This window comes from Pseudomonas sp. SDO52101_S400, assembly GCF_054071635.1.
Genome location: NZ_JBSVWF010000037.1, coordinates 46,227 through 67,177 on the forward strand (window position 1 = coordinate 46,227; position 20,951 = coordinate 67,177).

Annotated in this window: 20 protein-coding genes and 1 tRNA gene; 17 read left to right on the forward strand and 4 right to left on the reverse strand. The window is 61.0% G+C overall.

The annotated features are described in order from the left end of the window. The first annotated feature begins 1 nt into the window (after position 1). From pgaC to ACW9HX_RS19015, 7 genes are all read left to right on the forward strand, one after another. Positions 2-1,357: a poly-beta-1,6-N-acetyl-D-glucosamine synthase gene (gene pgaC / locus ACW9HX_RS18985; RefSeq protein WP_457381777.1), complete on the forward strand. Its 1,356-nt coding sequence runs from the start codon at positions 2-4 to the stop codon at positions 1,355-1,357. Beyond that, on the forward strand, positions 1,354-1,884 hold the full coding sequence (gene pgaD, locus ACW9HX_RS18990; protein ID WP_457381778.1) for a poly-beta-1,6-N-acetyl-D-glucosamine biosynthesis protein PgaD: 531 nt from the start codon (positions 1,354-1,356) through the stop codon (positions 1,882-1,884). Before pgaC ends, pgaD begins: the two co-directional genes overlap by 4 nt. A 103-nt stretch (positions 1,885-1,987) precedes the next feature. Then, positions 1,988-2,548 (forward strand): YbhB/YbcL family Raf kinase inhibitor-like protein, encoded by a 561-nt coding sequence (locus tag ACW9HX_RS18995; protein ID WP_085733396.1) that lies wholly within the window; start codon positions 1,988-1,990, stop codon positions 2,546-2,548. 88 nt (positions 2,549-2,636) lie between these two features. After that, complete coding sequence (locus ACW9HX_RS19000) at positions 2,637-4,328, forward strand: vWA domain-containing protein (RefSeq protein WP_457381779.1); 1,692 nt, start codon at positions 2,637-2,639, stop codon at positions 4,326-4,328. Next, complete coding sequence (locus tag ACW9HX_RS19005) at positions 4,329-4,940, forward strand: RNA polymerase sigma factor (protein ID WP_457381780.1); 612 nt, start codon at positions 4,329-4,331, stop codon at positions 4,938-4,940. Then, a complete protein-coding gene (locus ACW9HX_RS19010; protein ID WP_457381781.1) occupies positions 4,937-5,560 on the forward strand; it encodes a hypothetical protein in 624 nt (207 codons plus the stop codon). The genes ACW9HX_RS19005 and ACW9HX_RS19010 overlap by 4 nt, the downstream gene beginning before the upstream one ends. Before the next feature lie 20 nt (positions 5,561-5,580). Continuing rightward, positions 5,581-5,850: a hypothetical protein gene (locus tag ACW9HX_RS19015; RefSeq protein WP_457381782.1), complete on the forward strand. Its 270-nt coding sequence runs from the start codon at positions 5,581-5,583 to the stop codon at positions 5,848-5,850. A 66-nt stretch (positions 5,851-5,916) separates the two neighbouring features. Here the strand turns inward: ACW9HX_RS19015 and ACW9HX_RS19020 are convergent. Further along, positions 5,917-5,993 (reverse strand) — tRNA-Arg (locus ACW9HX_RS19020). Positions 5,994-6,437: 444 nt separating this feature from the next. Here ACW9HX_RS19020 and gabD point away from each other — a divergent pair. The 3 genes from gabD to ACW9HX_RS19035 all read left to right on the forward strand — a co-directional run bounded on the left by gabD (position 6,438) and on the right by ACW9HX_RS19035 (position 10,697). Beyond that, positions 6,438-7,880: an NADP-dependent succinate-semialdehyde dehydrogenase gene (gene gabD / locus ACW9HX_RS19025; RefSeq protein WP_085733392.1), complete on the forward strand. Its 1,443-nt coding sequence runs from the start codon at positions 6,438-6,440 to the stop codon at positions 7,878-7,880. Positions 7,881-8,065: 185 nt separating this feature from the next. After that, positions 8,066-9,343, forward strand: a complete 1,278-nt coding sequence (gene gabT, locus ACW9HX_RS19030) for a 4-aminobutyrate--2-oxoglutarate transaminase (protein ID WP_457381783.1) — start codon at positions 8,066-8,068, stop codon at positions 9,341-9,343. Between the two features lie 142 nt (positions 9,344-9,485). Next, positions 9,486-10,697 carry an HDOD domain-containing protein gene (locus ACW9HX_RS19035; RefSeq protein WP_457381784.1) on the forward strand — a complete coding sequence of 404 codons (1,212 nt, stop codon included), beginning with the start codon at positions 9,486-9,488 and terminating at the stop codon, positions 10,695-10,697. A gap of 25 nt (positions 10,698-10,722) precedes the next feature. Here ACW9HX_RS19035 and ACW9HX_RS19040 read toward each other — a convergent pair whose 3' ends face one another. Together ACW9HX_RS19040 and desA are read right to left on the reverse strand one after the other, a co-directional pair. Further along, positions 10,723-11,712 (reverse strand): GGDEF domain-containing protein, encoded by a 990-nt coding sequence (locus ACW9HX_RS19040; protein WP_457381785.1) that lies wholly within the window; start codon positions 11,710-11,712, stop codon positions 10,723-10,725. Between the two features lie 145 nt (positions 11,713-11,857). Then, on the reverse strand, positions 11,858-13,042 hold the full coding sequence (desA, locus tag ACW9HX_RS19045) for a delta-9 fatty acid desaturase DesA (RefSeq protein ID WP_457381786.1): 1,185 nt from the start codon (positions 13,040-13,042) through the stop codon (positions 11,858-11,860). A 146-nt stretch (positions 13,043-13,188) separates the two neighbouring features. Here desA and dibA point away from each other — a divergent pair, with 146 nt between their 5' ends. The 6 genes from dibA to ACW9HX_RS19075 all read left to right on the forward strand — a co-directional run bounded on the left by dibA (position 13,189) and on the right by ACW9HX_RS19075 (position 19,481). Next, the gene (gene dibA / locus ACW9HX_RS19050; protein WP_457381787.1) at positions 13,189-15,108 is read left to right on the forward strand and encodes a phosphodiesterase DibA; all 1,920 of its coding nucleotides are present in this window, start codon (positions 13,189-13,191) and stop codon (positions 15,106-15,108) included. Positions 15,109-15,298: 190 nt separating this feature from the next. Continuing rightward, a complete protein-coding gene (gene oscA / locus ACW9HX_RS19055) occupies positions 15,299-15,481 on the forward strand; it encodes a sulfur starvation response protein OscA (RefSeq protein ID WP_085733386.1) in 183 nt (60 codons plus the stop codon). 132 nt (positions 15,482-15,613) lie between these two features. Beyond that, the gene (locus ACW9HX_RS19060) at positions 15,614-16,627 is read left to right on the forward strand and encodes a sulfate ABC transporter substrate-binding protein (RefSeq protein WP_065257482.1); all 1,014 of its coding nucleotides are present in this window, start codon (positions 15,614-15,616) and stop codon (positions 16,625-16,627) included. A 156-nt stretch (positions 16,628-16,783) separates the two neighbouring features. Continuing rightward, positions 16,784-17,602 carry a sulfate ABC transporter permease subunit CysT gene (gene cysT / locus ACW9HX_RS19065; RefSeq protein ID WP_007952818.1) on the forward strand — a complete coding sequence of 273 codons (819 nt, stop codon included), beginning with the start codon at positions 16,784-16,786 and terminating at the stop codon, positions 17,600-17,602. 13 nt (positions 17,603-17,615) lie between these two features. Continuing rightward, positions 17,616-18,488, forward strand: coding sequence for a sulfate ABC transporter permease subunit CysW (cysW, locus tag ACW9HX_RS19070; RefSeq protein ID WP_249484609.1), 873 nt, complete (start codon positions 17,616-17,618; stop codon positions 18,486-18,488). 3 nt (positions 18,489-18,491) lie between these two features. Continuing rightward, positions 18,492-19,481, forward strand: a complete 990-nt coding sequence (locus ACW9HX_RS19075; RefSeq protein WP_457381788.1) for a sulfate/molybdate ABC transporter ATP-binding protein — start codon at positions 18,492-18,494, stop codon at positions 19,479-19,481. A 95-nt stretch (positions 19,482-19,576) separates the two neighbouring features. On the opposite strand, the gene ACW9HX_RS19080 is transcribed toward ACW9HX_RS19075, so the two are convergent. Then, complete coding sequence (locus ACW9HX_RS19080; protein ID WP_457381789.1) at positions 19,577-20,101, reverse strand: Mpo1 family 2-hydroxy fatty acid dioxygenase; 525 nt, start codon at positions 20,099-20,101, stop codon at positions 19,577-19,579. An 85-nt stretch (positions 20,102-20,186) separates the two neighbouring features. Between ACW9HX_RS19080 and ACW9HX_RS19085 the strand changes: the two genes are divergently transcribed. Then, positions 20,187-20,870, forward strand: a complete 684-nt coding sequence (locus ACW9HX_RS19085) for a Crp/Fnr family transcriptional regulator (RefSeq protein ID WP_457381790.1) — start codon at positions 20,187-20,189, stop codon at positions 20,868-20,870. Positions 20,871-20,951 lie beyond the last annotated feature (81 nt).

Here is a 20,951-nt window from a genome sequence, read left to right on the forward strand (position 1 = left end):
CATGCTGGATAGACTGCTGGCCCTGCTTGTTCTGGCGATTGTCCTCGGTGTACCGCTGGGGCTGATCTTCCTGGTCACCGGGCAATTCCTGATGGACTTCGTGTTCTTCTACCCTCTGTTCATGTCCGGGCTGTGGATTGCTGGAGGCCTGTATTTCTGGCTGCACTGGGAGCGGCACTGGCCGTGGAAGGACGACACGCTGCCGCCACCACTGGCAGGCGAACCGCTGATTTCGATCCTGATCCCTTGCTACAACGAAGGCGACAACGCCGCCGACACCATCCACGCGGCGCTGGCCCAGCATTACCCGAACATCGAAGTCATCGCGATCAACGACGGTTCCAAGGACAACACCGCGCAGGTGCTCGACGCTTTGGCCAAGGAAGACCCACGGCTGCGCGTGCTGCACCTGGCGGAAAACCAGGGCAAGGCCGTGGCCTTGCGCATGGGCGCCATCGCTGCACGCAGTGAATATCTGGTGTGCATCGACGGTGATGCGCTGCTGGCGCCGAACACTGCCGCCTATCTCGTGGCGCCGATGCTCGACAACGCGCGACTTGGCGCGGTGACCGGTAACCCGCGGATTCGTACGCGTTCGACGTTGGTCGGGCGGGTTCAGGTCGGCGAGTTCTCGTCGATCATCGGGCTGATCAAGCGCACCCAGCGGGTGTTCGGGCGAATCTTCACTGTATCGGGTGTGATCGTCGCGTTCCGTCGCACGGCGCTGAACCGGGTCGGCTACTGGAGCCCGGACATGATCACTGAAGACATCGACATCAGCTGGAAACTGCAACTGGACCACTGGAGCATCTTCTACGAGCCCCGTGCCCTGTGCTGGATCCTGATGCCGGAAACCCTGGGCGGGCTCTGGAAGCAGCGCCTGCGCTGGGCCCAGGGTGGTGCTGAAGTGCTGTTCAAGAACATTCGCGGGATCTGGCAGTACCGTCACCGTTATCTGTGGCCGTTGCTGTTCGAATACTGCCTATCGACCGGTTGGGCCTTCACTTTCCTGCTGTCGGTGATTTTCTGGGGCATGGGCAAATTCATGGTCATGCCCGAGGCCATCGCCGTGCATCACCTGATGCCGCCGGCGTTTACCGGGCTGCTGCTGGCCTTTGTCTGCCTGGTGCAGTTCGCGGTCAGCATCATCATCGACCGGCGTTACGAGCCTGGTCTGGGCAGAACCATGTTCTGGGTGGTCTGGTATCCGTTGGTGTTCTGGTTCATCAGCCTGCTGACCACGCTGGTCAGTTTTCCCAAGGTGCTGTTCGGCCAGCATCAGAAGCGTGCGCGTTGGGTCAGCCCTGACCGGGGTATCAAACCGGTCGGGGACGACGAAGAGGAGGTCATCAAATGAAAATCATCCGGACCCGCCAGCGACCATTCCTGGTGGTGATCGACGTGATCCTCACGGTGCTGGCCTGGGTTGGCCTGCTGTATCTGCTGGTGCGAGGGCTGTGGCCGCTGATCGAAACCCACGCCGGCGGGCCGCGCATCGACAACTCGGCGTTCGAAGCCCTAGGGACCTTGCAGGTCTACCTGTGGGTGGCACTGGTCAACGCCGTCATCCTGATTTCCTGGGCTCGTTATCAACAGCGCAAAAGTCGCAGTTTCGCCCAGCGTCGTCTGGCGGCTCCTGTGGTCGACGATGATGGCCTGAGCAAAAGTTTCAAGCTGTGCGATGACCGCTTGCAGAAGCTTCGCAGTCTTGGGGTCATCACCATCCACAACAATCAGGACGGCGATGTCAGCCATGTGGTGCCGCACCTGTGGCCAGTCGAACCGGCCGAACTGCCGCCACCGCTGGCGCCGCTGGAGCATCCGCGGGTGATCTTTCTGCATGCCGAGGACGACGATAACCGTGAGCCGGTGAACCGTCTGTAAGCGCGGCGGTACCAAAGGGCATCAATTGGCACTGCCACGGCACGAACGGTACAGCTATAGTCTGCAGGCCGACGAAGGCCCAACTGCACAAGGTGCTCCCGGAATGACCCGATTGACCTCTCTCAACCCTTGGCTGGCGGCCGTTGCCGTCGCCCTTTGCGTGCAGTTTCCGGCGCAGGCCCAGGAGCGCTTCACCCTCAGCATTCCCGGTGTTTCGGACAACCGTCTGTTCACCGCGGCGGCAGCCAGTGACGCCGCCGGTTGCGGCGGCAAGAACCAGTCGCCGGCGCTGAGCTGGAACGCCGGCCCGGCCGCGACCCAGAGCTACGCCATCGTGATGCATGATCCGGACGGCCAGAAGGGGCTGGGCGTCGATCACTGGGTTCACTACGGCATCAAGGCCACGACCCGGCAGATCCCCGCCGGCATTGGCACCAAACCGACTTTCGAAGGCCTGGGCGGCACCAACAGCAAAGGCACGACTACCTATGTCGGCCCGTGCCCGCCGACCGGCGACAGCGCGCACCACTACATTATTCAGATCTATGCCCTGGACCTGGCCCCCGACGCCTTGCCGGCCGGTCTGACCCGCGCCCAACTGCTGGAAAAAATCAAAGGCCATGTGCTGCGCAACAGCAGTGCAGTGCGGCGTTATCACCGCTGAAAAAATTTTCGGCGGCGTTTAACCCGAACTGAAAGGGCTGTCCGTCTCAGAGGTTGAATGGATCAATTCTTCCTCGAGGTCAGCCCCCATGTCTCTTCCATCGACGCTTCTGCGACCCCTCGCTGCCGGTGTGCTGTTGGCCGTCGCCGGGTGCGGCATTTCCTCCAGTCCGGAATCCGCCGTCGTGCCGCCACCGGCACAGCCCCCCTCAAAACCGGTGGCGCAACAAGAAGTGGTCATGGCCGATCACTCTTTGGCCAAGCGCAGCGCGCTGGCGGCGCCGATGGCCAGTTTTGCATCGATGCCGGCCGGGGAAAGTTATCCACAGGACTATCGCGCCGAGCCGCGTGAGCAATACGAAACCCTGGCGGATAATCCGATCCGCAGCGTTGCCGAGACGCCGGTCTCGACTTTCAGTGCCGACGTGGATACCGGCGCCTACGCCAACGTCCGCCGTCTGCTCAATCAGGGACGCCTGCCGCCGGAAGGCGCGGTACGCCTGGAGGAGATGGTCAATTACTTTCCCTACGACTATGCGTTGCCCACTGACGGATCGCCGTTCGGCGTGACCACCGAACTGGCCGCTTCGCCGTGGAACCCGCATACCCGCCTGCTGCGCATCGGCATCAAGGCTTCCGACCGTGCGGTCGCAGAACTGGCCCCGGCCAATCTGGTGTTTCTGGTGGACGTGTCCGGCTCGATGGATCGTCGTGAAGGGCTGCCGCTGGTCAAAAGCACCCTGAAACTCCTGGTCGATCAGCTGCGCGAGCAGGATCGCGTGTCGCTGGTGGTGTATGCCGGCGAATCGCGAGTCGTACTGGAGCCTACTTCCGGACGGGAAAAAGCGAAAATCCGCACAGCCATCGAGCAATTGACCGCTGGCGGCTCGACCGCCGGCGCCTCTGGCATCGAACTGGCCTACCAAATGGCGCAACAGGCCTTCATCCCCAAAGGTATCAACCGCATCCTGTTGGCCACCGACGGTGACTTCAACGTCGGCGTCAGCGACTTCGACAGCCTCAAGCAAATGGCTGTGGATAAGCGCAAGACCGGGATTTCCCTGACCACCCTGGGTTTCGGTGTGGATAACTACAATGAACACCTGATGGAACAACTCGCGGATGCCGGTGATGGTAATTACGCCTATATCGATAACCTGCGCGAGGCGCGCAAGGTGTTGGTGGATCAGCTCGGTTCGACCCTCGCCGTGGTGGCGAAAAACGTCAAATTGCAGGTGGAATTCAATCCGGCACAGGTCAGCGAATATCGGTTGCTCGGCTACGAAAATCGCGCGCTCAAGCGTGAGGATTTCAGCAATGACAAGGTCGATGCCGGTGAAATCGGTGCAGGTCATACGGTGACGGCGCTGTATGAAATTGTCCCGACAGGCGAGAAGGGCTGGTTGGAACCGCTGCGTTACGGAAAAACCGATGCGGTGGTTTCCGAGAAGAAAGGAGAATTGGCGATGCTGCGTGTGCGATATCAAAAGCCTGAAGGTGGGAAAAGTCTGCTGATCGAGCGGCCGATTGCCAGTCAGGTTGCGCCCGCCGGTGAAGACCTGCGTTTTGCCGCTGCCGTCGCGGCGTTTTCCCAGCAACTCAAGGACGGTCGCTACACCGGTGATTTCAGCCTCAAGGACACCGAAGCGTTGGCCCGAGGCGCCCGTGGCGATGACCGCTTCGGCCTGCGCAACGAGTTCGTGCAACTGGTGGAACTGGCGCAGAGCCTGCGAACTTCGACCGCCTCCAACGCGATGCCGACTGAGCGACGGATTGAATAAATGAGCCGCCTGACGGGGTTTATCAGCCAGCTGTTTGCCACCGCCGACAGCCTGGAGGCCAGCAGCGACGAATCGCTGCTGGCCCGTTATCGCGAGGGCGATGGCAAGGCGTTCGAGATCCTGTACGCCCGTCATCGCCAGAGCCTTTACCGGTTTCTGCTCGGGTTGAGCGGCAAACCGGAACTGGCCGAAGAGGTGTATCAGGAAACGTGGCTGAGCCTGATCCGCAGCAACAGTCAGCCACAAGGCCGGGCGATTTTTCGTACCTGGCTGTTCCAGATTGCCCGCAATCGTCTGATCGATCACTGGCGCAAGCATGGCGCCCATCAACCGCTGCATGACAGTTACGACGAACAGACCCATGCTGTCAGTGACGAAGCGAGCGACCCCGAACAACTGCTGAGCCTCAGCCGCGACAGCCAACGCCTGGACAGCGCGTTGCAAGCCCTGCCTGCCGATCAGCGCGAAGTGTTCCTGCTGCGCGCCCACGGCGATCTCGACCTGGCGCAAATCGCCAGCCTCACCGAAACACCGCTGGAAACCGTCAAGAGCCGCTTGCGCTACGCCCAGCAAAAACTGCGTCGGCTGCTGGCCGAGGAGGTACTGACATGACGGACGCCCGCCAGACACCCGAAGAGCAACTGCTCAAGCATTACCGCGAGCAACAGCACGGCGAACCGCCCGCAAATCTCGACGCACTGATTATCAACGCCGCGCATCGCCAGATATCGGCACCGAAACCGAGCCTGTGGCAACGCTGGCTCAAGGCCTGCCAGACACCGCGCTATCAGGTGGCTTTCGCCAGTCTGGTCGGCATTGCGCTGATGCTGTCGCTGGTGCATCGCGCCCCGGAGCCCGTGGCCCATTACGATTTCGCCCCAGCCGCCAAACCTGCTGCGCCACTGGTTCGTAAAGAGGCCATCGAATCCCGGACATTATCAGCACCCGCTGGCGCACTATCCGCTCCTGCGCCTGCGCCTGCGCCTGCGCCGATGGCGGAAATGGCTGCGCCGATGCAAAGCGAAGCGATCAGTGCCGACAGAGCGGACGAAGCCAAAGTCAGCAAGCGCGCCGCCGCTCCTGCCAATGGCCTCGACGAGCAACTGCGCGAAGTCCTGCGCCTGCGCGAATCCGGTCAATCACAGGCTGCCGATACCCTGTACAACAATCTGCACAAGCGTTACCCGAGCGTGAATCTGGACCTGCGCCTCGAACAAATCCGTCAGAACTGACCGAATGATCTTTCAGCCATTTGGCATTGCCCCGCAAAAACGCGCACTATCGGGGCATTGCCGATGCGCTGGAGGATGCCGTGGCCCAAAAAATCGACCGCATCGCCCAAATGCTCAACTGCCCGGTGAAGGGTGAAGAACTGCGGCGAGCTGTGACCGAGAGTCGCAAGGAGTTTCTTCTGGCCAAGCAGGCAGAAGAAGATCTGGAGGAAGACGTTCTTGATGATGAGTTGATCGAGGACGAAGAAGACGATGATGAATATGACGAGTTTGACTGGACGACGGAGTGAGTCGTCAGACAGCACCCACAAAAAAGCCCCAGACCTTACGGCCTGAGGCTTTTTCGTTTCTGTTCATGGCGCACCAGGCGGGATTCGAACCCACGACCCCTGCCTTCGGAGGGCAGTACTCTATCCAGCTGAGCTACTGGTGCAGCGGGCGACATCATACCTAGGTCGGCTCGGGGCGTCCATGCCGGGTTTTGGCCCTTATTGTCAGTGCGCGTGTCGGTTGAAAACGCTGTATTCCATAAAGCTGTAACGTCCTGCAAAAGGCTCGCTTGGCGCTTTGGCGGGACTGAACTAAGGTTTCGTTGCGGCGCAGGCTTGTTGCTCGTTGATCTGAAAAATCCGGCAAAAGCGGCGTTTTTGTTCTTTTTTTCGAACGACCTATTGTCCTTTACCCCCTTTGATCCTAGGATCCGTTTGAGATTTCAAACGCTCTTTGATCGGGTGCCGAGCCGCACGTGTTTACGACCGTGCACTGTTCAGGTGCTTCAGCCCGGTGAATGATTTCCCTGACGGCAGCCTTGCGAGGCGCCTTTCTACAATCATAATTTTGCTCCGCGCTGGCCGCGGTGCTGTTAAGGAAAGCCGACATGCAGCTTAAAGACACCCAGTTGTTCCGCCAGCAAGCCTTTATCGATGGCGCTTGGGTCGACGCGGACAACGGTCAGACGATCAAGGTCAACAACCCGGCCACCGGCGAAATCCTGGGCACCGTGCCGAAGATGGGCGCTGCCGAAACCCGCCGTGCCATCGAAGCCGCCGACAAGGCGCTGCCGGCCTGGCGTGCGCTGACCGCCAAGGAGCGTGCAGGCAAATTGCGTCGCTGGTTCGAGCTGATCATCGAGAACCAGGAAGACCTGGCTCGCCTGATGACCCTCGAGCAGGGCAAGCCATTGGCCGAAGCCAAGGGCGAGATCGTCTACGCCGCTTCGTTCATCGAGTGGTTCGCCGAAGAAGCCAAGCGCATCTACGGCGACGTGATTCCGGGCCACCAGCCTGACAAGCGCCTGATCGTGATCAAGCAGCCGATCGGCGTGACCGCCGCCATCACCCCGTGGAACTTCCCGGCGGCGATGATCACCCGTAAAGCCGGCCCTGCGCTGGCCGCCGGTTGCACCATGGTGCTCAAGCCGGCTTCGCAAACCCCGTTCTCCGCTTTCGCCCTGGCCGAACTGGCACAGCGCGCCGGCATCCCTAAAGGTGTGTTCAGCGTGGTGTCCGGCAGCGCCGGCGACATCGGCAGCGAGCTGACCAGCAACCCGATCGTGCGCAAACTGTCCTTCACCGGCTCGACTGAAATCGGTCGTCAGCTGATGTCGGAATGCGCCAAGGACATCAAAAAAGTCTCGTTGGAACTGGGCGGCAATGCGCCGTTCATCGTGTTCGACGACGCGGACCTGGATAAGGCCGTCGAAGGCGCGATCATTTCCAAGTACCGCAACAACGGCCAGACCTGCGTCTGCGCCAACCGCCTGTACATTCAGGATTCGGTCTACGACGCCTTCGCCGAGAAGCTGAAAGTGGCTGTCGCCAAACTGAAGATCGGTAACGGTCTGGAAGACGGCACCACCACTGGCCCGCTGATCGACGAGAAAGCTGTAGCCAAGGTGCAAGAGCACATCGCTGACGCCGTTGCCAAAGGAGCAACCGTGCTGGCCGGTGGCAAGCAGATGGAAGGCAACTTCTTCGAGCCGACCATTCTGACCAACGTGCCGAAAAACGCTGCAGTGGCCAAGGAAGAAACCTTCGGTCCGCTGGCGCCACTGTTCCGCTTCAAAGACGAAGCTGAAGTGATCGCGATGTCGAACGACACCGAGTTCGGTCTGGCTTCCTACTTCTACGCTCGCGACCTGGGCCGTGTGTTCCGTGTGGCTGAAGCCCTGGAGTACGGCATGGTCGGCGTCAACACCGGGCTGATCTCCAACGAAGTCGCGCCGTTCGGCGGCATCAAGGCCTCGGGCCTGGGCCGTGAAGGCTCCAAGTACGGCATCGAAGATTACCTGGAAATCAAATACCTCTGCCTGGGCATCTAAGCTCGGACAAGGATCGCTGCAAACGCAAAGGGCACGAGAGCGCTGTCCCTTTGCGTCGTTTCAAACCGGAATTTTCTCTGCGGCCGGGAACGCCGTGGCAGTCGATCATCGCATGCTGCCACCGCCGATTCCTCCCGCTTAATCCTTGAACCACGCCGCCCGATGAGCGGTGAATGAGGACTGTAATGAGCAAGACTAACGCTGAACTGATGGCCCGTCGTACCGCAGCTGTTCCACGTGGTGTTGGCCAGATCCACCCGATTTTCGCCGAGTCCGCGAAGAACGCGACCGTGACCGACGTTGAAGGTCGCGAATTCATCGACTTCGCCGGCGGTATCGCCGTGCTGAACACCGGCCACGTGCACCCGAAAATCATCGCCGCCGTGACCGAGCAGTTGAACAAGCTGACCCACACCTGCTTCCAGGTTCTGGCCTACGAGCCGTACGTCGAGCTGTGCGAAAAAATCAACGCTCGCGTACCGGGCGACTTCGCCAAGAAAACCCTGCTGGTGACCACCGGTTCCGAAGCCGTTGAAAACGCCGTGAAAATCGCTCGCGCCGCTACCGGCCGTGCTGGCGTGATCGCTTTCACCGGCGCTTACCACGGTCGCACCATGATGACCCTGGGCCTGACCGGTAAAGTCGTGCCTTACTCGGCCGGCATGGGCCTGATGCCAGGCGGCATCTTCCGCGCGCTGTACCCGAACGAACTGCACGGCGTGAGCATCGACGACTCGATCGCTTCCATCGAACGCATCTTCAAGAACGATGCCGAGCCGAAAGACATCGCCGCGATCATCATCGAGCCTGTACAGGGTGAAGGTGGTTTCTACGTCGCGCCGAAAGAATTCATGAAGCGTCTGCGTGCCCTGTGCGACCAGCACGGCATCCTGCTGATCGCTGACGAAGTGCAGACCGGCGCTGGCCGTACCGGTACGTTCTTCGCCATGGAACAGATGGGCGTTGCTGCTGACCTGACCACTTTCGCCAAATCCATCGCTGGCGGCTTCCCGCTGGCCGGTGTCTGCGGCAAGGCCGAATATATGGACGCCATCGCTCCAGGCGGCCTGGGCGGCACCTACGCCGGTAGCCCGATCGCTTGCGCCGCGGCCCTGGCCGTGATGGAAGTGTTTGAAGAAGAAAAACTGCTGGATCGCTGCAAGGCTGTTGGCGAGCGTCTGGTAACCGGCCTGAAAGCCATCCAGGCCAAGTACCCGGTGATCGGCGAAGTCCGTGCCCTGGGCGCAATGATCGCGGTCGAACTGTTCGAAAACGGCGACAGCCACAAGCCAAACCCGACCGCAGTCGCTGCTGTCGTGGCCAAGGCGCGTGACAAGGGCCTGATCCTGCTGTCCTGCGGCACCTACGGCAACGTTCTGCGCGTCCTGGTACCGCTGACCTCGCCGGACGAGCAACTGGACAAAGGCCTGGCGATCATCGAAGAGTGCTTCTCGGGGCTGTAAGCCCGGGCACTGTGTGATCGGATCGACAAAAAAACCCGCTTCGGCGGGTTTTTTTACGCTTGCTGAAACACATACCACGCATTCGAGCTGTATCGAAACGCCAGCATTGGCTAAGGTTCAAGCATTGCAAGGGAGGGCGAGCATGACTGCCGTCGATTTACCCGCTGTACCCCGAGTTCTGATTGCCGAGGCTGACCCATGGTCTCGTGACCTGCTCAAACAGGTTTTGCTCAACGTGCGCTGCGATGCACGGCTGGATCTGTGCGCCGATGGCCAAGAGGCGATGTCTCTGCTCAGCGAAGTCCCCTATGACCTGGCGATTGTCGACTGGGAACTGCCTGGCGTTGATGGCTTGAACGTATTGCGCAGTGTCCGCCAGCGCAAACGCAACCCGCCGTTGCCGTTCATTCTGATGAGCAGCCGCAATGACAGCGCCAGCGTGCGCGAAGCGCTGCCGCTGGCGCCGACGGCCTATCTGACCAAACCCCTGAACATGGAAAGCCTGACCGAGCGTTTGCAGGGGTTGCTGCTCAATGCCGGCGAGGAAGTGTTCTGCGAAGTGCCTGCACTGGCGCCGGGCATGACCCTGTCGGTGTTCCTCGAGCGTCGCCGCGAGCAGGCCGACGGCGCGCCGTTGATGACCGACGTGCAAGTGGCGGTCAAACGCAGCCTTAATCCCAACGGGCTTGATCTGAAGCTGCTGGAAGAGGAAATCCGCACCGATCCGCAGATCACCGCCGTGTTGATCGCCGCAGCCAACAGCGCCGCTCAGCATCACGGTGCAGCGGTGCAGACCTTGGCTCAGGCGCTACACCGGTTGGGCACCGGGCAAAGCATGAACCTGATCCTCGGCCTGGCCCTCAAGCGCAGCGCCAGACTCAGCGATCCATGCCTGGCGGACTACGCGGAGCGCTATTGGGGCCTGTCACTGCACACCGCCGAATACGCGCGAACCCTGGCGCGCCTGCTCGATCTGGATCAGGAGCGCTGCTACTGCGCCGGGATGCTCCATCGTCTTGGCGATCTGGCGTTACTGCGTTGTTTGCAAGAGTGGAAGCAGGCCGGCGGCGAGCTGGATGAACTGGAGGAAGTCGGCGATGCGCTGGCGGAATTCGGCGCGGCCTACGGCTCGGCGTTGCGGACCCGCTGGCGCCTGCCGCTGGAGTTGCGCGAGTTGATTGCCTCGGCCTATCAGCTCGGAGGTGGAGTGTATTCCCGCGAAGCGCTGGTGATGAACATGGCGGCGCAGATGGCGCGGCTGACCGAGCACGAGGGCATCGAGGAGCTGGCGAAGAGCCGCACGGCGCGTTTGCTCAAGATCGGCTTGCCGGAGCTGATGCGGATGCGCAAATAGCGCTTGCCCCGCATCAGCGCGGTGCTCAGGCGGAAATGATCCGGTTCTTGCCCTGACGCTTGGCCTCGTACATCGCCGCATCGGCCCGGGCGAACAGGTTGTCGAGGCTTTCGTCTTCCGGGGTGAGGCTGGTCAGGCCCTGGCTGACGGTGATGCCGAACGTCTGTTCACCATGGCTGAAGCTCAGGCGCTGGATTTCCTGCTGCAACCGTTCGGCCACTTGCATGGCCATGTCCGGTGCGCAGCCCGGAAAAACCGCAGCAAATTCCTCACCGCCAATCCGTCCGAACAGGTCTCCCCGACGCAACGAGGCGCGGCCACTTTCGGCGATTCGTTGCAGCACGTTGTCGCCTTCCGGGTGGCCGTAGGTATCGTTGATCACTTTGAAGTCATCGATGTCCAGCAGCAGAAACGCCAGTGGCGCACCCTGCCGGCGGGCTTCTTCAAACTCGCGGTTGGCGCATTCGAAGAAGTGCCGACGGTTGCTGCTCTGGGTCAGCACGTCGGTGGTGGCCAGGCGTTGCAGCTCGGTTTCCATCTGTTTCTTTTCGGTGATGTCCTCGGCGATGCCGACGATGATCACCGGTTGTCCCGGTTCTTCCTGGCGGTTGATGAAGCACTTGTCGCTGATCCAGCGTACCTGGCCGTCGGCGTCGATGATCCGGTATTCGCGATCTTCCACGGCGCCTTTGTGCAGCACTTCGGCGAGGCTGCGTTCGGCGTATTCAAGGTCCTCGGGGTAGATGCTGTCGCGCCACTGGTTGTAGTCGGCGAGCAGCAGGGCCGCCGAGCGGCCGAAAATCCGTTCATAGGCGGGGCTGACGTACAGCACCTGACGGGTTTCCCAGTTGAATGCCCACAGAATGGCATTGACGCTGACCAGCAGCGAGCTGAACAGCTGTTCGCGTTCGCTCAGGCGCGCCACTTCGCCCTGGGCGTGCATCAGCGCCATCAGGGTTTGTGCGGCTTCGGGCCACTGGGGAAGGGATGAGTCTTTTTGATTGTTGTTGACCATCGACACGGATCTCAAAGGGCGTGCCGATCAGTCGACAACGGCCACGGGACAGCCCGCCGGGGGTGGCGAAGTGTCTTTGAGATAGGGGATCGGGGGTGAAGTTCCGAAGGGTGCGCCCGGGAGCCGGGCGCACCGATCAACGGCATCAGACGGCGGCAGGGCGCAGCGAGTAGGTTTTCAACTGGTCGGCAAATTCGCGCAGGGACTGGATGCCACTGGCCTCGGCCTCGTGTACCCATTCCTTGATGGCCGCGAGCATGTCGTGGCCATTTGCGCTGGTCTTGACCCAGATCTGCTGCAGTGCCAGGCGTTTCTCGTAAATTACCTTCAGCGCCTGGCTGTGCTCGAGCATGTTCTGGATCCGCGCGTGGTGGCGATCTTCCAACAGGCTGGTTTCACGGGAGAGCAGACGCTTGGCGCGGTGGAACTGATGGCGTACCGAATGATCGACCTTGTCCAGCTCCTGCTTGACCAGCGGCCCGATCACCAGCTTGCGGTACTGGGCCATGATCTGGAAGCGGTTGTTGAGGATCGCCATGGCGGTGTCCATGTCCAGGCTGCCCTTGCCTTCGACGCGATGGGCGATCGGCGCAACGCGCTGCACCTTGGCCAGGCGCAGGAAGCTGAAGACCTGGATCCAGGCCCAGCCGAGGTCGAATTCCCACTTCTTGACCGACAGTTTGGCCGAGTTGGGGTAGGTGTGATGGTTGTTGTGCAGCTCTTCGCCGCCGATCAGGATGCCCCATGGCACCAGATTGGTCGCCGCGTCGCGGCATTCGAAGTTGCGGTAGCCGATGGCATGGCCGAGGCCGTTGACCACGCCGGCCGCCCAGACCGGGATCCACATCATCTGGATCGCCCAGATGGTGATGCCGATGGTGCCGAACAGCATCAGGTCGACGACCGCCATGATCGCTACGCCCAACAGTCGGTAGCGGCTGTAGAGGTTGCGCTCGATCCAGTCTTCGGGGCAGTTCTTGCCATAGATGCGCAGGGTCTCGGCGTTCTGCGCTTCCTCGCGGTAGAGCTCGGCGCCTTTGCGCAGCACTGTCGACAAGCCCTTGACGACCGGGCTGTGCGGGTCATCGGCGGTTTCGCATTTGGCGTGGTGTTTGCGGTGGATGGCCGTCCACTCGCGGGTGTTCTGCGCCGTGGTCAGCCACAGCCAGAAACGGAAGAAATGCTTCAGGCCGGCATTCAGCTCCAGGGAGCGATGGGCCGAGTAGCGGTGCAAGTAGACCGTGACGGCAACGATCGTCACGTGGGTCATCACCAGAGTGACGGCGACCAGTGACCAGGCCGACAAGCCAAGAAAACCTTCGTACCACATAGGCTATAGGGCCCTCGATAAAGAAAAAACAGCCGTTGCATTATCACCAAGCACACAGATAAAACCAGTCGCCCTTTCAGATAAGAGATGGCTGGATGTTTCTTGACCTATAATCCCGACATTTTTGTAAGGACATGGACGGCCGAATGTCTGCCACATACCGCGATGCTTTGCGTGCAGCGCTGCTTTACCTGGTCCTTGCCGTTGTCTGGCTGCAAGGTACTGGTCATTTATTGAACAGTTTCTTCGATAGCTCTGATGAGTTGCTGCGTTGGCAACTGATCAACGGCTATGCCTTTGTGGTGTTCAGTGCCGGATTGATCTTTCTTGCCCGGGCGCGCCTGTTCGAATGCCTGGGCATCGGTGCCCGGTTGCGCGAGCGCCAGGCGGATCGCGAACGCTTGCGTCAGGCCGCTGCGGTGTTCGACTGTACCCGCGAAGGCGTGCTGGTCACGGACCGGCAGGGGCTGATCGTGCACGTCAATCGCGCCTTCATGGAAATCACCGGTTATCAGCGCGATGAAGTGCTCGGCCAGCAGCCCAGCCTGTTCAAGTCCGGGCACCACCCTCCGGGGTTCTATCAGGCGATGTTCGCCACATTGCAGGCGCAGGATGAATGGAGCGGCGAGATCTGGAACCGTCGTAAAAGCGGCGAGATTTACCCGCAGTGGCAGACGATCCGAGTCATACGTGACGAGGATGGTCGACTCAGCCATTACGTCGCGGTGTTTTCCGACATCAGCGCGATCAAGGATTCCGAGCACGAACTCAAGCACCTGGCCCACCACGATCCGCTGACCGACCTGCCCAACCGGTTGCTGTTCAGCGATCGCGCCGAACAGGCGCTGGCATCGGCGCAGACCCACAAGCGCGGTTGCGCGCTGCTGATGATCGACCTCGATCACTTCAAACTGATCAACGACAGCCTCGGCCACAACATCGGTGACCGTTTGCTCAAGGCGGTCGCTGCGCGTTTGCAGGCGTTGTTCGGGCCGGGCATCACCCTGGCGCGGCTGGGCGGCGACGAGTTCGCGGTCCTGCTGGAAAGTTGTCCACAGCCTGCGCAGGCGGCGGCGCTGGCTCAGCGCATTCTCGATGCGCTCAAAGAGCCGTTCTGTCTCGACGGCCATGAACTGTTCATCAACGCCAGCCTCGGCATCAGCCTGTTTCCCAGCGATGCGTTGAGCGCCGAACAACTGTTGCGCAACGCCGATGCGGCGTTGTTCAAGGCCAAGAGCAGTGGTCGTAATGGCTATGCGCTGTACACCGAAGAGCTCACGGCCCACGCCCAGCAACGGGTCGAGATCGCCTTCGAGTTGCGCCGCGCACTGGAGCAGCAGGAACTGCGGGTCTACTACCAACCCGTGCATGACCTGAAAACCAGTCGCCTGATCGGCGTCGAGGCACTGGTGCGCTGGGAACACCCGCAACGGGGTCTGGTGTCGCCGGCTGAGTTCATTCCGATTGCCGAGCGCACCGGGCTGATTTCGGAAATCGACGCCTGGGTCATGCAGCAGGCCTGCCGACAGATGTGCCAATGGCAGCAGGCCGGGGTGGTGCTGTCGTTTGTCGCGGTGAACGTGTCGTCACGACTGTTCGCCCGCCGCGAGTTGTATCAACAGGTGGCGCAAGTGCTGCACGAAACCGGTCTGGACCCGGCCTATCTGGAACTGGAAGTCACCGAAAGCGCGGTCATGGATGATCCGGAAGTCGCGCTGGAACAGATGCATCGTTTGCGCGAACTGGGCATTCGTCTGGCCATCGATGACTTCGGCACCGGTTATTCGTCGCTGCTGCGGCTCAAGCGCCTGCCGGTGCAGAAGCTCAAGATCGATCAGGGCTTCGTCGCCGGCCTGCCGTGGGACGAGGACGACGCGGCGATCGTGCGGGTGATTATTGCCCTGGCCCGCAGCATGGGCATGCAGGTGCACGCCGAGGGCATCGAGCAGGCCGAGCAGGCGGCGTTCCTGCTGGAGCAGGCGTGCGATCTGGGGCAGGGCTACTGGTTCGGGCGGCCGGTGCCTGAAGCGCAGATCGACTGGGCCAGAGCGCCGGCAATCGGCTGAGGGATGTGCACAGCGGGTTTGCAAACGGACAAATCCGCCGCAAACCCTTGCTGCATCACATAATGTTTTCCAGTTATATAAACATTCTTAAATAGTCTTTTTAAGAATATCTGCGCCTCTCTTATATTGCTCCCACGCCGAACGCAGTGCCGCCCACTGCCAGGCATATCCCATACAAAGGAGCAGCACCATGAGCGCATCCCTGCGTAGCGTTGACGGTCAGGACGAAACCACCATCTTGCGCGAAATCCAGAGCGCCTTGCGCGATCTGCGTTTCGGCGCGGTGGAAATCACTGTGCACAACGCCCAAGTGGTCCAGATCGAACGCAAAGAGAAATTCCGTTTGCAGCAGCCGGGTAACAAACCGGCCTGATTCGTAGTCTGCGGCAGCTCCTGCGGGGAGCTGTTGGCAGAAGCTGCCACAGGCTGCGGTCGTTGAATGAGCACCCCGATTCCAGCAATACATAAGAAAAAGCCACCACCAAGAATTCCAGGAGCTTTCACCATGTCGTCGATTCGCCGTTACGCTTTGGCCGCTCTGGCCAGCGCTGTGTTTGCCGGTTCCGCGGTTGCCAAGGATTACGAACTGCTCAACGTTTCGTATGACCCGACCCGCGAGCTGTATCAGGATTACAACGCCGAATTCGTGAAGTACTGGCAAGCCGAGCATGCCGGCGACACCGTGAAAATCCAGCAATCCCACGGCGGTTCGGGCAAGCAGGGCCGTGCGGTGATCGACGGTCTGCGCGCCGACGTCGTGACCCTGGCCCTGGCCGGCGACATCGACGAAATCGCCAAGCTCGGCAAGACCCTGCCGGCCGACTGGCAGAAGCGTCTGCCGGACGCCAGCACCCCGTACACCTCGACCATCGTGTTCCTGGTGCGCAAGGGCAACCCGAAAGGCATCAAGGACTGGGGCGATCTGATCAAGAACGACGTCTCGGTGATCACACCGAACCCGAAAACCTCCGGCGGTGCACGCTGGAACTTCCTCGCGGCGTGGGCCTACGGCCTGAAAGCCAACGGCGGCAACGAGGCGAAAGCCAAAGAATACGTACAAACCCTGTTCAAGCACGTTCCGGTTCTGGACACCGGCGCCCGTGGCTCGACCATCACCTTCGTCAACAACGGTCAGGGTGACGTGTTGCTGGCCTGGGAAAACGAAGCCTTCCTGGCGCTGAAAGAAGACGGCGGCAAGGACAAGTTCGACATCGTCGTGCCGTCGCTGTCGATCCTCGCCGAACCACCGGTGGCCGTGGTCGACAAAAACGCCGAGAAGAAGGGCAACGAGCAGATCGCCGAAGCCTACCTCAAGCACCTGTACAGCCCGGCCGGCCAGGAAATCGCGGCGAAGAATTTCTACCGCCCGCGTGACAAGGACGTGGCAGCCAAGTACGCCCAGCAGTTCCCGAAACTGGAACTGGTGACCATCGACAAAGACTTCGGCGGCTGGAAAACCGCACAGCCGAAATTCTTCAACGACGGTGGCGTGTTCGACCAGATCTATCAGGCGCAGTAATCTCAAATGAAACGAGCCTGATGCACAGGCACGAAACCATGTGGGAGCGGGCTTGCTCGCGAAGACGGTGTGTCAGACGACGTAAATGTTGAATGATAGGGCCCATTCGCGAGCAAGCCCGCTCCCACATTGATGCGTTTTTAACCAAGGACTTTTATGTCGCGTCGTATCTCCCCCGTCATACCCGGCTTCGGGCTGACGCTGGGCTACACCTTGGTGTACCTCAGCCTGATTGTGCTTATCCCGCTGGCGGCGATGTTCGTCCACGCCGCCCAACTCACCTGGGATCAGTTCTGGACGATCATCTCCGCGCCCCGCGTTCTCGCCGCATTGAAGCTGAGCTTCGGCACCGCACTGTGCGCTGCGATCATCAACGGCATCATCGGCACGTTGCTGGCCTGGGTGCTGGTGCGCTACACGTTCCCGGGGCGCAAGGTGATCGACGCGATGATCGATCTGCCGTTCGCCCTGCCGACCGCCGTGGCCGGTATCGCGCTGACCGCGCTGTACACGCCGACCGGGCTGGTCGGGCAGTTCGCCGCCGACCTCGGTTTCAAGATCGCCTACACCCCGCTCGGGATCACCCTGGCGCTGACCTTTGTGACCCTGCCGTTCGTGGTGCGCACGGTGCAGCCGGTGCTGGCCGACATCCCGCGTGAGGTCGAAGAAGCGGCGGCGTGCCTTGGTGCCAAACCGTTGCAGGTGTTCCGCCACATTCTGCTGCCGGCGCTGTTGCCGGCGTGGCTGACCGGTTTTGCCCTGGCATTTGCCCGGGGCGTCGGCGAGTACGGTTCGGTGATTTTCATCGCCGGCAACATGCCGATGAAAACCGAGATCCTGCCGCTGCTGATCATGGTCAAGCTCGACCAGTACGATTACACCGGCGCTACCTCCATCGGCGTGTTGATGCTGGTGGTTTCCTTCGTCCTGTTGCTGCTGATCAACTTGCTGCAGCGGCGCATCGAAACCCCATAAGGAGGCGCGAACCATGTCCCAATCGTCTATTGCGGCCGCTTCCTCGGCCAACGCTGCCCGCCGTGGCAGCGCCACGTCGCGCAGAGTTCTGATCGGCCTCGGCTGGCTGATTTTCTTCCTGTTTCTGGTGCTGCCGCTGTTCATCGTGGTGTCGCAGGGTTTGAAGAACGGCCTCGGTGCGTTCTTCACCGCGATCTTTGAGCCGGATGCCTTGTCGGCCCTGAAACTCACGGTGATCGCCGTGCTGATTTCGGTGCCGCTGAACCTGGTGTTCGGTGTCAGCGCCGCGTGGTGCGTGAGCAAATACTCGTTCCGTGGCAAGAGTATGCTGGTGACGCTGATCGACCTGCCGTTCTCGGTGTCGCCGGTGATCGCAGGGCTGGTCTACGTGTTGATGTTCGGCGCCCAGGGCCTGTTCGGGCCGTGGTTGCAGGATCACGACATCCAGATCGTTTTCGCCCTGCCAGGCATCGTGCTGGCGACGATTTTCGTCACCGTGCCGTTCGTGGCCCGTGAGCTGATCCCGCTGATGCAGGAGCAAGGCACTCAGGAAGAGGAAGCCGCACGCCTGCTCGGCGCCAATGGCTGGCAGATGTTCTGGCACGTGACTGTCCCCAACATCAAATGGGGCCTGATCTATGGCGTGGTGCTCTGTACTGCGCGGGCCATGGGTGAGTTCGGTGCGGTGTCGGTGGTTTCCGGGCACATTCGCGGGGTGACCAACACCTTGCCGCTGCACGTCGAGATCCTCTACAACGAATACAACCACGTGGCCGCGTTCGCCGTGGCGAGCCTGTTGCTGATCCTGGCGCTCTTCATCCTGCTGGCCAAGCAGTGGAGCGAAAACCGTATCAACCGCCTGCGCGCCAGCGCCGCGGAGGAATAATTCATGTCGATCGAAGTGCGTAACGTCAGCAAGAATTTCAATGCGTTCAAGGCGCTGGACAACATCAGCCTGGATATCCACAGCGGCGAGCTGGTAGCGCTGCTCGGCCCGTCGGGCTGCGGCAAGACCACGTTGCTGCGCATTATTGCCGGTCTGGAAACTCCGGATAACGGCAACATCGTGTTCCACGGAGAAGACGTGTCGGGCCACGACGTGCGGGATCGCAACGTCGGTTTCGTGTTCCAGCACTACGCCCTGTTCCGCCACATGACGGTGTTCGACAACGTCGCGTTCGGCTTGCGCATGAAGCCGAAAAACCAGCGCCCGAGCGAAAGCCAGATCGCGACCAAGGTTCACGAGCTGCTTAACATGGTGCAACTGGACTGGCTGTCGGATCGTTACCCGGAGCAACTATCCGGTGGTCAGCGTCAGCGTATCGCTCTGGCCCGTGCGCTGGCGGTAGAGCCGAAAGTGCTGCTGCTCGACGAGCCGTTCGGCGCCCTCGACGCCAAGGTGCGTAAAGAGCTGCGCCGCTGGCTGGCGCGCCTGCACGAAGACATCAACCTGACCTCGGTGTTTGTGACCCACGACCAGGAAGAGGCGATGGAAGTGGCTGACCGCATCGTGGTGATGAACAAGGGCGTGATCGAACAGATCGGCTCACCGGGCGACGTCTACGAAAACCCGGCCAGCGATTTCGTCTATCACTTCCTCGGCGACTCGAACCGTCTGCATCTGGGTGACGACAACCACGTGCTGTTCCGCCCGCACGAAGTGTCGCTGTCGCGGCATGAACTGGAGGATCACCACGCTGCTGAAGTTCGCGATATCCGGCCGCTGGGCGCGACCACGCGGGTGACGTTGAAGGTTGAAGGCCAGACTGACCTGATCGAGGCGGAAGTGGTGAAAGACCACGACAGCCTGACCGGTTTGGCCAAGGGTGAGACGTTGTTCTTCAAGCCGAAGGTCTGGCAGAAAGTCGCCGGCCTTTAAAATCAAAAGCTTCGTCGGATCGCCGCCCGGAGCAAGCCCGCTCCCACATTTGGAACGCATTCCATTGTGGGAGCGGGCTTGCTCGCGAATGCTTTTTAGACAGCCGCACGATTCGGATTGACCCGCACCACGCCCGCACGCGCCTCGATCTGCTCTTTCAGCTCATGCCGCATCCCGAGCATGAACGCCAGTTCGGCCACCACAAACAGCGGACCGACAATCAGCCCGCTCAAGTCATCGACGAACGCCGGTTTGCGCCCTTCATAGTGGTGCCCGACAAACTGGATCGCCCAACCAATCACAAACATCGCCAGACCTGCACTCAGCCAGACCATGGTGCTCTGCTGCGCCAGGACATGCCCGGCCCACACCGACAACCCCATCAACACGGTCATCAAAACCCCGAGCTTCAGTTCCAGACGCAGGTAAAACCACGCCGAAGCAAGGGCGGCAATCACCGCCGGGGAAATCCACAACCCGCCCATCGACCACTCCGGCCGCGACAACAGCACGGCCACCGCCACCACAATCAGCGGAATCCCGATAAAGTGGCTGGCGATGTTGCGCGGGTCGCGGTGGTAAGCGGCGTATTGACTCAAATGATCGACGAGGCTTTTCATTGTTGTTCCTCCTGTAGGGTGATCGAATCATGCCCCGGGTAAACGGTTCGCTCTGTCAGGCAGGCGACAATCTTTAGGAGAACGCATGGATAAGGTCTGGCGCGGGCGCCTGCTGGCCGGGCAATGGTTCAGTCATCTGCCTTCGTCCTTTCAGGATAGTCTGCTGGTGGCGGCCCGGGAGCGACGGCTGGCGGCGGGGCAGCGGCTGTTCCAGCGCGGCGATGCGCCGTGCGGCTTGTACGCGGTGCTCGACGGCGCAGTACGCATCGGCGCGGTCAGCGAGCAGGGCAAGGAGGCGTTGTTGAGCCTGGTGGAGGCGCCGCACTGGTTCGGCGAAATCTGCCTGTTCGACGGCCAGCCCCGTACCCACGATGCCTACGCGGTCGGGCCTTGCACCCTGCTGAACATTCCCCAGGCCACGCTGCTGAAACTGCTCGACGAACATCCCGTCTACTGGCGGCACCTGGCTCTGTTGATGAGCCACAAACTGCGTCTGACCTTCATCAATCTTGAACAGCTGAGCCTGTTGCCGGCCCCGGCGCGTCTGGCCCATCGTCTGTTGATGATTGCCGAAGGCTACGGCGAACTTGACCCGCCACGCCGGGTGCTGCAACTGCCTCAGGAACAACTGGCGTCGATGCTGTCGCTGTCGCGGCAGACCACCAACCAGATCCTCAAGGAGTTGCAAGGACAGGGGATTATCGGCTTGAGTTACGGCGAAATCGAAATCCTCGACGCCGCGCGATTGCGCGCGCTTGCGACCCTCTGAAGAACACGTGTTCCCCTGTGGGAGCGGGCTTGCCCGCGAAGGCTGTGTATCAGCTGATACATCATGAACTGACACACCGCC

Excerpts from the sequence above, each read along its gene's own strand:
- pgaC (WP_457381777.1), top strand. The coding sequence starts at position 2 with ATGCTGGATAGACTGCTGGCCCTGCTTGTTCTGGCGATTGTCCTCGGT.
- pgaD (WP_457381778.1), top strand. The coding sequence starts at position 1,354 with ATGAAAATCATCCGGACCCGCCAGCGACCATTCCTGGTGGTGATCGAC.
- ACW9HX_RS18995 (WP_085733396.1), top strand. The coding sequence starts at position 1,988 with ATGACCCGATTGACCTCTCTCAACCCTTGGCTGGCGGCCGTTGCCGTC.
- ACW9HX_RS19000 (WP_457381779.1), top strand. The coding sequence starts at position 2,637 with ATGTCTCTTCCATCGACGCTTCTGCGACCCCTCGCTGCCGGTGTGCTG.
- ACW9HX_RS19005 (WP_457381780.1), top strand. The coding sequence starts at position 4,329 with ATGAGCCGCCTGACGGGGTTTATCAGCCAGCTGTTTGCCACCGCCGAC.
- ACW9HX_RS19010 (WP_457381781.1), top strand. The coding sequence starts at position 4,937 with ATGACGGACGCCCGCCAGACACCCGAAGAGCAACTGCTCAAGCATTAC.
- gabD (WP_085733392.1), top strand. The coding sequence starts at position 6,438 with ATGCAGCTTAAAGACACCCAGTTGTTCCGCCAGCAAGCCTTTATCGAT.
- gabT (WP_457381783.1), top strand. The coding sequence starts at position 8,066 with ATGAGCAAGACTAACGCTGAACTGATGGCCCGTCGTACCGCAGCTGTT.
- ACW9HX_RS19035 (WP_457381784.1), top strand. The coding sequence starts at position 9,486 with ATGACTGCCGTCGATTTACCCGCTGTACCCCGAGTTCTGATTGCCGAG.
- ACW9HX_RS19040 (WP_457381785.1), bottom strand. The coding sequence starts at position 11,712 with ATGGTCAACAACAATCAAAAAGACTCATCCCTTCCCCAGTGGCCCGAA.
- desA (WP_457381786.1), bottom strand. The coding sequence starts at position 13,042 with ATGTGGTACGAAGGTTTTCTTGGCTTGTCGGCCTGGTCACTGGTCGCC.
- dibA (WP_457381787.1), top strand. The coding sequence starts at position 13,189 with ATGTCTGCCACATACCGCGATGCTTTGCGTGCAGCGCTGCTTTACCTG.
- oscA (WP_085733386.1), top strand. The coding sequence starts at position 15,299 with ATGAGCGCATCCCTGCGTAGCGTTGACGGTCAGGACGAAACCACCATC.
- ACW9HX_RS19060 (WP_065257482.1), top strand. The coding sequence starts at position 15,614 with ATGTCGTCGATTCGCCGTTACGCTTTGGCCGCTCTGGCCAGCGCTGTG.
- cysT (WP_007952818.1), top strand. The coding sequence starts at position 16,784 with ATGTCGCGTCGTATCTCCCCCGTCATACCCGGCTTCGGGCTGACGCTG.
- cysW (WP_249484609.1), top strand. The coding sequence starts at position 17,616 with ATGTCCCAATCGTCTATTGCGGCCGCTTCCTCGGCCAACGCTGCCCGC.
- ACW9HX_RS19075 (WP_457381788.1), top strand. The coding sequence starts at position 18,492 with ATGTCGATCGAAGTGCGTAACGTCAGCAAGAATTTCAATGCGTTCAAG.
- ACW9HX_RS19080 (WP_457381789.1), bottom strand. The coding sequence starts at position 20,101 with ATGAAAAGCCTCGTCGATCATTTGAGTCAATACGCCGCTTACCACCGC.
- ACW9HX_RS19085 (WP_457381790.1), top strand. The coding sequence starts at position 20,187 with ATGGATAAGGTCTGGCGCGGGCGCCTGCTGGCCGGGCAATGGTTCAGT.